Source organism: Stenotrophomonas sp. 2YAF22 (assembly GCF_052114665.1).
Taxonomy (GTDB): domain Bacteria; phylum Pseudomonadota; class Gammaproteobacteria; order Xanthomonadales; family Xanthomonadaceae; genus Stenotrophomonas; species Stenotrophomonas indicatrix.
In genome coordinates this window covers 1-9,723 of the sequence record NZ_JBFRFE010000089.1, presented here as the reverse complement: position 1 = coordinate 9,723, position 9,723 = coordinate 1, and the positions used below count along the sequence as shown (strand labels likewise).

9 protein-coding genes are annotated in these 9,723 nt (G+C 64.8%); 1 reads left to right on the top strand and 8 read right to left on the bottom strand.

Annotation, left to right across the window (positions count from 1 at the left end; all coding sequences use genetic code 11):
* Window positions 1–208: 208 nt before the first annotated feature.
* A complete protein-coding gene (locus tag AB4Y84_RS05750; RefSeq protein ID WP_025879324.1) occupies window positions 209–1,600 on the bottom strand; it encodes a class II 3-deoxy-7-phosphoheptulonate synthase in 1,392 nt (463 codons plus the stop codon).
* A 221-nt stretch (window positions 1,601–1,821) separates the two neighbouring features.
* Here AB4Y84_RS05750 and AB4Y84_RS05745 point away from each other — a divergent pair, with 221 nt between their 5' ends.
* On the top strand, window positions 1,822–3,948 hold the full coding sequence (locus AB4Y84_RS05745) for a TonB-dependent receptor (protein WP_442249861.1): 2,127 nt from the start codon (window positions 1,822–1,824) through the stop codon (window positions 3,946–3,948).
* Between the two features lie 257 nt (window positions 3,949–4,205).
* On the opposite strand, the gene AB4Y84_RS05740 is transcribed toward AB4Y84_RS05745, so the two are convergent.
* The 7 genes from AB4Y84_RS05740 to secY all read right to left on the bottom strand — a co-directional run bounded on the left by AB4Y84_RS05740 (window position 4,206) and on the right by secY (window position 9,676).
* Window positions 4,206–4,712, bottom strand: coding sequence for a disulfide bond formation protein B (locus tag AB4Y84_RS05740; protein ID WP_312106288.1), 507 nt, complete (start codon window positions 4,710–4,712; stop codon window positions 4,206–4,208).
* Between the two features lie 212 nt (window positions 4,713–4,924).
* Entirely contained in the window at window positions 4,925–5,308 is a 384-nt protein-coding gene (rplQ, locus tag AB4Y84_RS05735) for a 50S ribosomal protein L17 (RefSeq protein WP_025879321.1), read from the bottom strand.
* A gap of 197 nt (window positions 5,309–5,505) precedes the next feature.
* A complete protein-coding gene (locus AB4Y84_RS05730; protein ID WP_442249860.1) occupies window positions 5,506–6,504 on the bottom strand; it encodes a DNA-directed RNA polymerase subunit alpha in 999 nt (332 codons plus the stop codon).
* Window positions 6,505–6,559: 55 nt separating this feature from the next.
* Window positions 6,560–7,189 (bottom strand): 30S ribosomal protein S4, encoded by a 630-nt coding sequence (gene rpsD, locus AB4Y84_RS05725; RefSeq protein WP_025879319.1) that lies wholly within the window; start codon window positions 7,187–7,189, stop codon window positions 6,560–6,562.
* Window positions 7,190–7,204: 15 nt separating this feature from the next.
* Window positions 7,205–7,594, bottom strand: coding sequence for a 30S ribosomal protein S11 (rpsK, locus tag AB4Y84_RS05720; protein WP_004145443.1), 390 nt, complete (start codon window positions 7,592–7,594; stop codon window positions 7,205–7,207).
* 11 nt (window positions 7,595–7,605) lie between these two features.
* Window positions 7,606–7,962: a 30S ribosomal protein S13 gene (gene rpsM, locus AB4Y84_RS05715; protein ID WP_025879318.1), complete on the bottom strand. Its 357-nt coding sequence runs from the start codon at window positions 7,960–7,962 to the stop codon at window positions 7,606–7,608.
* 346 nt (window positions 7,963–8,308) lie between these two features.
* Window positions 8,309–9,676 carry a preprotein translocase subunit SecY gene (secY, locus tag AB4Y84_RS05710; protein ID WP_025879317.1) on the bottom strand — a complete coding sequence of 456 codons (1,368 nt, stop codon included), beginning with the start codon at window positions 9,674–9,676 and terminating at the stop codon, window positions 8,309–8,311.
* Between the last annotated feature and the right edge of the window lie 47 nt (window positions 9,677–9,723).

Below are 9,723 nucleotides of genomic sequence, written 5' to 3'. Positions count from 1 at the left end.
GACCAACAGCCACCGGAAATCTGTCAGAGGTGGGGCGGTGTCGGAGTGCGGGGTGTCAGCCGCATGGATGCGGCTGCCAAGCCTACAGGGACGTACTTGCGGCGTCCCCGCAMTCCGACACCGCCCCGCCAACCACGGAATGCCGCTCTTGCTGTTGCTCTGGCAGTGGCCTCTGCAGGTGCAGGGCGCAGCCCTGCCGAAAAAATCCCTACCGCACTTGCTCCTGCTTGCGCACGATCGCCATCGCAATCTCCAGCGACTGCTCGTAGTTCAATCGCGGGTCGACGGTCGAACGATAGGCGCGTTCCAGGTCACGTTCGGTCAGTTCGCGCGCACCGCCGGTGCATTCGGTCACATCCTCACCGGTCAGCTCCAGATGCACGCCGCCCAGGCGGGTGCCTGCGGCCGCGTGCAGGTCGAAGGACATCTCGACCTCACCACGCACGTTGTCGAAGCGCCGCGTCTTGAAGCCGTTCGCGGTGCTTTCGGTATTGCCGTGCATCGCGTCGCACACCCACAGCACGCGACGGCCATCGCGCTTGACCGCGTCCAGCAACGGCGGCAGCTTCTGCGCGATCTGCGCCGCGCCCATACGATGGATGAAGCTCAGGCGGCCCGGCTCGTCATCCGGGTTGAGCACATCGATCAGGCGCAGCAACTGGTCCGGCGTCACCGACGGCCCCACCTTGATCGCGATCGGGTTGCGCACGCCGCGCAGGTACTCCACGTGCGCGCCATCCAGCGCGGCGGTACGCATGCCGATCCACGGATAGTGCGTGCTCAGGTTCAACCAGCCCTGCTGGCGCGGCACCTGCCGGGTCAGCGCCTGCTCGTAGGGCAACAGCAGCGCTTCATGCGAGGTGTAGAAATCGATGCGGTTGAGGTTGTGCACGCGGGCCCCGGCCAGGGTCTCCATGAAGTGCACGGCATCACCGATCGAGGCCACCATCTTCTGGTACTCGGCGGCCAACGGCGAATGGCTCACCCATTCCAGGTTCCAGTATTCGGGATGGTGCAGATCGGCGAAGCCACCATCGATCAGCGCCCGCACGAAGTTCATCGTCATCGCCGAATGCGCGTGGGCCTGCAGCATCCGCTTCGGGTCGGGCAGACGCGCCGCCTCGGTGAAGGCCGGCGCATTGATCACATCGCCGCGGTAGCTGGGCAGGGTCACGCCGTCGCGGGTCTCGGTATCGGCCGAGCGCGGCTTGGCGTACTGGCCGGCGAAACGGCCGACGCGGATCACCGGCTGGCGCAGGCCGTGCACCAGCACCAGGCTCATCTGCAGCAGCACCTTCAACCGGTTGGAGATCGTGCCCGATTCGCAGTCGCTGAAATTCTCCGCGCAGTCGCCGCCCTGCAACAGGAAACGCTTGCCTTCCTGGGCGTCGGCCAGCTGCTGCTTCAGCGCCAGGATCTCCCACGAGGTCACCAGCGGCGGCAGCCGCTTCAGCTCGTGCAACGCGGCATCCAGTGCCACCGGATCGGGATAGGTCGGCATCTGCAGCGCGGTCTTGCCCCGCCAGCTCTCCGGTGACCAGGCGGCGCCAGCAGCGATGGCGGCAGGATCGGGGGCGGGCGGAACGGCGGACAGGCTCATTACGGACATCCGGGGTGGGGGGCGGTCATGGTCGCAGAGCCAGCCGCTGGCGCAAAGGGCCGGGCCCGGTCATGACTGCCTGAACGGTGTGGAAAGGGGCCGTGTGATCGGCCAGAAACGGCATGGTCGCCATCGCCGGACAGGCGCATGATCGGCACGCAGTTGTTACGGAGTAACACTCCCTCATGGACCGGCCCCCTCCCCTTCCCTGCCCATTTCCCATGAAGCCCTCCCTGCTCACCACCGCCATCACATTCGCCCTGATCCTCACCAGCCAACCCGTGCTTGCCGCCGACACTGATGCCAGCGCGGCTGCGGTCAAGGACCTCGACGTAGTCACCGTCAGTGCTCAGCTCGACCAGGCCCGCAACGCCCTGTCACCGGACATCGGCAGCAGCCAGTACCAGATCACCGCCGAGGACATCCAGAAGCAGCCGCTGGGCGCCTCCGCCCCGCTCAGCCAGGTGCTGCTGCAGGCCCCGGGCGTGGTCCAGGACTCCTACGGCGGCGTGCACGTGCGCGGCGACCACGCCAACCTGCAGTACCGCATCAACGGCGTACTGCTGCCCGAATCGATCTCCGGCTTCGGCCAGACCCTGGATGCGCGCACCATCAAGAGCATCCGCCTGATGGATGGTGCGCTGCCGGCGCAGTTCGGTGAACGCACCGCCGCGGTGGTCGATATCACCACCCGCAGTGGCGCCGAGCTGGGCAACGGCGGCAGCGCTGGCATCACCGCCGGTTCGTTCGGCAAGGTCAACCCGAACGCCTCCTGGTGGGGCAATCAGGGCCGCTGGAGCTGGTTCCTGACCGGCAACTACGACCAGAACGAGGTCGGGCTGGAGAACCCCACCAGCGCACGCAGGCCGCTGCATGACGACACCCACCAGGGGAAGGCCTTTGCCGACCTGACCTATCTGGTCAACGACAGCACCCGCCTGAGCGTGTTCGCCGGCTTTGCCAACAACCGCTTCCAGATCCCGGTCAACCCGGGGCAGACCCCGCAGTTCGGCTACCTGGACACCACCACCTTCGATTCCAGCCAGCTGGACGAAACCCAGCGCGAGACCACCCGCTTCGGCATGCTGGTGCTGCAGGGCACGCTCGGCCAGACCGCGTACCAGCTCTCGGCCGGCCAGCGCTACAGCGATGTGGCCTTCAATCCGGACGTCGTGGGCGACCTGGTGTTCAGCGGCGTCGCCTCGCAGGTCCGGCGCAGCAACCGCGCCAACACCCTGCAGGCCGATTTCTCCACCCCCCTGGGCGATAACCACACCCTGCGTTATGGCCTGTATGGCAACTACGAACACGCCACCGCCAACAACAGCAGCTGGGTGTTCCCGGCCGACGCCGACGGCCAGCAGACGAGCACCACGCCACGGCTGATCCCGGACCGCAATGCCTTCCACGCCAGCACCGCAGCCCTGTACGTGCAGGACGAGTGGCGGATCGGTGATGACTGGACCGTCAACTACGGCCTGCGCGGCGACCGCTTCAAGGCATTCGGTCACACCGAGGGCCAGCTCAGCCCACGCCTGGGCGTGGTCTGGAACGCCAGCGACAGCACCACCGTGCACGCCGGCTATTCGCGCTACTTCACCCCGCCTGCCAGTGAGTTGGTTGCCGGCAGCGATCTGGCCCTGTTCGATGGCACCAGCAACCAGCAACCGGCCGGTGGCAGCACCACGCCGTTGTCCGAGCGCAGCGACTACTACGACATCGGCGTGTCACAGCAGGTCGGCGACCACCTCACCCTCGGCCTGGATGCCTACGACCGACGCGTGCACCGCCTGCAGGACGAAGGCCAGTTCGGCGCCGCCTACATCTATTCCACCTTCAATTATCGTCGCGGGCACATCCACGGCCTGGAGTTCAGCGCCGACTACAGCAACGGGCCGATCAGCGCGTACTTCAACGCGGCCTACAACAAGGCCATGGGCACCCAGGTCATCACCAGCCAGTACAACCTCGATCCGGATGCACTGGCCTACGTACAGCAGAACTGGATCCATCTGGACCACGACCAGAAGCTGACGTCTTCCGGCGGCGTCAGCTATGCATTCGCTGGCCACAATCGGGTCGGTGCGAACTACGTGTACGGCAGCGGCCTGCGTTCGGACATGGAGGGTGTGCCCAATGGCGGCGAACTACCGTCGTACCTGCAGGTCAATCTCAGCGCCGCGCATGACTTCAACGCCGACAGCGGTCATCCGCTGCATGTGCAACTGGCGGTGATCAACGCGCTGGATCGCAGCTACCAGCTGCGCGATGGCGGCGGCATCGGCGTGTTCGCACCGCAGTGGGGGCCGCGTCGCGGCGCCTATCTGAGCCTGCAGCAGGACTTCTGAGGTAGTGCCGGCCGCTGGCCGGCATTGCACGGGACTGCATCGCCCCCAGGGGGTTGCCGGCCAGCGGCCGGCACTACCGGAACTCAACCGCCCCTGGGGTTGCCGGCCAGCGGCCGGCACTACCGGAACTCAACCGCCCCTGGGATTGCCGGCCAGCTGCCGGCACTACCGGAACTCAACCGCCCCTGGGATTGCCGGCCAGCGGCCGGCACTACCGGAACGCAGTAGAGCCACGCCATGCGTGGCTCCAGACTGGATCAGCGTTTGACCTTGCGCAGCGACACGGCCAGCGCCCACAGGGCCAGCAGCACGAACCAGACCCCCGACCACATCGGCATGGTCAGGCCAAGGAACGTCCAGTCGATGTTGCCGCAGTTGCCGGTGCCGGTCAGCACGGTGCGGAACACTTCCAGCGGCCCCATGGTCTCGCGCAGGAAGGCCAGCGGCGGGCCACAGGTCGCCCCCATTTCCGGCGGCAGCATCTGCACGTAGACATGGCGTGCGGCGATGCCCACGCCCACGGCTGCAGCGATGAAAGCGAGGATGCCGTAGGTCGCCCGCCCCGGACGGTTGGACGGCCCATGCAGGGCGCCGATCAGGAACAGCAGGCCCAGGGCCGCGAACGCCAGGCGCTGGAAGATGCACAGCGGACACGGCTCCAGCCCCATCTTCAGCTGCAGGAAAATGGCGTAACCCAGCAGGCCCGCGCAGATCAGGAAGCCCAACAGGAACTGGGCACGGAAAGGCCAGCGCAGAGGATTCATCGGCAACGCTCGTGTAGTACGGACCGCAAGCGTAACCGAGAGTGCGCGCCGTTCGAACCGCCACAACGTCGCGCCCGTCGGAACACGCCGGCGCGCGCGCCGCAACATGCGGGATCAACCACGCCCGGCGTGGATCTCCATCCGTCGCCCAGAAACGGAAAAACCCGGCACGAGGCCGGGTTCTTCACCGAATGACGGGTGTCGCGCGTCGATTACTCTTCGACGGCTTCAGCCACGACCGGACGGTCAACCAGTTCGACGTAGGCCATCGGCGCGTTGTCGCCGGCGCGGAAGCCGCACTTCAGCAGGCGCAGGTAGCCGCCCGGACGGTTCGCGTAGCGCGGGCCCAGGATGGTGAACAGGTTGCCGACGGCTTCGTTGTCGCGCAGGCGGGCGAAGGCCAGACGACGGTTGGCGACGGAGTCGACCTTGGCCAGGGTGATCAGCGGCTCGGCGACGCGGCGCAGTTCCTTGGCCTTCGGCAGGGTGGTCTTGATCAGCTCGTGCTTGAACAGCGAGGCGGCCATGTTCTTGAACATCGCTTCGCGGTGGGCGCTGGTACGGCTGAACTTACGGCCGGATTTCTGGTGACGCATGGTGATATTCCTTGGTTAATGATGTGGCTTTGCGGATCGTTGTCGCCTTCCTGGCGCTGCTGCTCGGACTGCGGTTGGTCCTGGCCATCCGTCCTGGACGACCTGCCCGCGAACCTTCGTTCGTCGTGGCGGTATTGCCTTGATGCAATGACCCCGTCGTTGCCGACGGGGCCATGCAGTCTTGCAGAAAGGCTATATCAGCCCAGCATGCCGTGGCTGGCGACGCCGGCCGGCGGCCAGTTCTCCAGCTTCATGCCGAGCGACAGGCCACGCTGGGCCAGCACTTCCTTGATCTCGGTGAGCGACTTCTTACCCAGGTTCGGGGTCTTCAGCAGCTCGACTTCGGTCTTCTGGATCAGATCGCCGATGTAGTAGATGCTCTCGGCCTTGAGGCAGTTGGCCGAACGCACGGTCAGCTCCAGATCGTCGATCGGGCGCAGCAGCACCGGATCCACGCCGTTGTTGGCCGGCTTCGCCGCACCGCGGTCGCGGTGGGTGAAGTCACCGAACACCGACAGCTGATCGCTGAGGATGTCGGCAGCGGTACGCACTGCTTCTTCGGCGTCGATGGTGCCGTTGGTCTCGATATCGATGACCAGCTTGTCCAGGTCGGTGCGCTGTTCGACACGAGCCGCTTCCACGGCATAGGCGACACGGCGGACCGGCGAGAACGAGGCATCCAGGACCAGACGGCCGATGGCACGGGTTTCTTCGTCCGGACGACGACGCGCAGCTGCCGGCTGATAGCCGAAACCACGCTCGATCTTCAGACGCATGTTCACTGCCGTGTCCTTGGTCAGGTGGCAGATCACGTGGTCGCCGTTCAAGATCTCCACATTGTGGTCGACCTTGATGTCGGCAGYAGTGACAACGCCCGGACCCTGCTTGGACAGGGACAGAGTCGCGTTGTCGCCAGAGTGCATACGGATGGCCACGTCCTTCAGGTTCAGCAGGACTTCCAGCACGTCCTCCTGCAGACCTTCGACCGTGGTGTACTCGTGCAACACGCCGTCGATCTCGACTTCCGTGATGGCGAAGCCCGGGATGGACGACAGCAGCACGCGACGCAGGGCATTACCCAGCGTATGCCCGTAACCCCGCTCCAAAGGTTCGATAACGACCTTTGCACGGGTGTCGGTAATGCGTTCGATCTGCGGACCGCGAGGACGCAGAACCTGGTTGGCGGTAACCGTCATGTTGCGGGTTCTCCTAGTGAACCCCCGGCCGTCGCCGGGGGCTCTCCAATGTGAATTACTTCGAATACAGCTCGACGATCAGCGCTTCGTTGATGTCCGCAGGCAGATCCGAACGATCCGGAACAGCCTTGAAGATGCCGGAGAACTTGCCGGAATCCACTTCAACCCACGACGGGCTCAGGTCATGCTGGGCGGCGACGGTCAGGGCTTCCTGGACGCGCAGCTGCTTGGCAGCCTTTTCAGACAGGGCGATGGCGTCGCCAGCCTTGACCTGGTACGAGGCCAGGTTGACCGACTTGCCATTCACGGTGACGCCGCGGTGCGACACCAGCTGACGGGCAGCCGGACGGGTCACGGCGAAGCCCATGCGGTAGACAACGTTGTCCAAGCGGGTTTCCAGCAGCTGCAGGAGGTTCTCGCCGGTGTTGCCCTTCTTGGTCGAGGCCTTCTTGTAGTAGTTGCGGAACTGACGCTCCAGCAGACCGTAGATACGCTTGACCTTCTGCTTTTCACGCAGCTGGGTAGCGTAGTCGGACAGCTTGCCCTTGCGGGCAGTGGCGCCATGCTGGCCGGGCTTCTGCTCCAACTTGCACTTGGAGTCCAGCGCACGCGCCGGGCTCTTCAGGGACAGGTCGGCGCCTTCGCGACGGGCGAGCTTACAGGTAGGACCGATATAACGAGCCATTTCTTATCGCTCCCTTTAGACGCGACGCTTCTTCGGCGGACGGCACCCGTTGTGCGGGATAGGCGTCACGTCGATGATGTTGGTGATCTTGTAGCCGACGTTGTTCAACGAACGCACGGCCGACTCACGGCCCGGACCCGGACCCTTGATGCGGACTTCCAGCGACTTCACGCCGTAGTCCAGCGCAGCACGACCGGCCTTTTCGGCAGCCACCTGGGCTGCGAACGGGGTCGACTTGCGCGAACCGCGGAAGCCAGCGCCACCGGAGGTCGCCCACGACAGAGCATTGCCCTGACGGTCGGTGATGGTCACGATGGTGTTGTTGAACGAAGCGTGGACGTGGGCAACGCCGTCGGTGACGACGCGCTTGATCTTCTTCTTGGTCTTAGCAGCAGGCTTAGCCATTTATATGTCCCTTACTTCCTGATCGCCTTGCGCGGGCCCTTGCGGGTGCGGGCGTTGGTACGGGTGCGCTGGCCACGCAGCGGCAGACCGCGACGGTGACGCAGGCCGCGGTAGCAGCCCAGGTCCATCAGGCGCTTGATCGCGATACCGATTTCACGGCGCAGATCGCCTTCCACGATGTACTTGCCGACTTCGGCGCGCAGGCGCTCGATTTCCGGCTCCGACAGATCGCGGATCTTGGTGGTCGAAGTGACGCCTGCGACTTCGCAGACCTTCTTCGAACGGGTACGGCCGATGCCGTAAATGCTTTGCAACCCGACCCAGACATGCTTCTGGGCTGGCAGGTTGACGCCTGCAATACGCGCCATGACGCGGTTCTCCAGCTGAGTGATGGCCGACAGCGCGCTCAAGGCACGCCGATCCGGCAGGATGGATCAAAAAAGTGAACCAGTGATACTAACAAGGTTCCGGTTTACTTGGAAGCCCGTGAAACCAGAGGTTTCATGAACCCGGCCCGGGGAGTGTGCCCAGGCTCCGGCGCCGGATGGGGTTGGACCTGGAGTTGCCTCCCGGGCCGCCCGCGCTACTCCAGCGCGGGACCACCTCATCACACCCCCACCCGGAACCGCTGCGGGGGCCGCCCTTCGTTTGTGTGGCCAGAGTCCGCGAAGCGGAGGACCATCACGTCAGGAAGACGAAAGTATAACAGGCTAATCAGCCGCGAGCAAAACCACCGCGGTTGCCGCCCTTCAGGTTGGCCTTCTTCAGCAGGCTCTCGTACTGGTGGGACATCAGGTGCGCCTGCACCTGGGCGATGAAGTCCATCACCACCACCACCACGATCAACAGCGAAGTACCGCCGAAATAGAACGAGGCGTTCAGCTGCGTGCGCATCAGTTCCGGYAGCAGGCAGACGATCACCAGGTAAGCCGAACCGGCAGCAGTCAGTCGGGTCAACACGCCGTCGATGTAGTCGGCGGTGGCCTTGCCCGGACGGATACCCGGAATCAGCGCGCCCGACTTCTTCAGGTTGTCGGCGGTTTCCTGCGAGTTGAACACCAGCGCGGTGTAGAAGAACGCGAAACCGGTGATCAGCGCGGCGAAGACGATCATGTGCAGCGGCTCGCCCGGACCCAGGGCATTGGCGACCTTCTGCAGGGTCTGGCCAAAGGTGCTCTGGTTGGCAGCCTGACCCGACCACATGGCCAGGGTGGCCGGGAAGGCCAGCAGGCTCGAGGCGAAGATCGCCGGGATGACGCCGGCCATGTTCAGCTTCAGCGGCAGGAACGAGGTCTGGTTCATGTACGCGTTGCGACCGCCCTGGCGGCGCGCGTAGTTCACCGTGATCCGGCGCTGGCCGCGTTCGACGAACACCACGAAGAAGGTGAAGGCGAGCACGACGATGGCGATCAGCAGCAGCTGGATGAACTGGATGTTGCCGTCGCGGTAGGCGTCGAAGGTGTGGATGACCGCACCCGGCAGGCCCGCCACGATACCGGCGAAGATGATCAGCGAAACGCCGTTGCCGATGCCGCGCTCGGTCACCTGCTCACCAACCCACATCAGGAACATGGTGCCGGCGGTCAGTGCGACCACGGCAGTGAGCACGAAGCCCATGCCCGGCATGTACACGACCGGTGCGCCGGTCGGCGACACCTGGCCCTGCAGCGCCAGCGCGATCGAACCACCCTGCACCACTGCGAGCAGCACAGCGCCGATGCGCGAATACTGGGTGATCTTGCGGCGGCCGGACTCACCTTCCTTCTGCATCGCCTTCAAGGCGGGGAAGATGTGCACAGCCAGCTGCATCACGATCGATGCCGAGATGTACGGCATCACGTTCAGCGCGAAAATGCTGAAACGGTGCAGGGCGCCGCCCGAGAACATGTTGAACATGTCCACGATGCCGCCGCCCTGCTGTTGCATCATGGCAAGCATGGCATCGGGATTGACGCCCGGCACCGGCACGTAGCAGCCAATGCGATAGACGATCAAAGCCCCGACGACGAACAGCAAACGTTGGCGAAGTTCAGTGAACTTGCCCATTCCGCCCGCGAGGTTACCGATGCCAGCTTGCGCCATGATTCTCTTACTCCGTTACGCTGCCGCCGGCAGCTTCGATCGCAGCC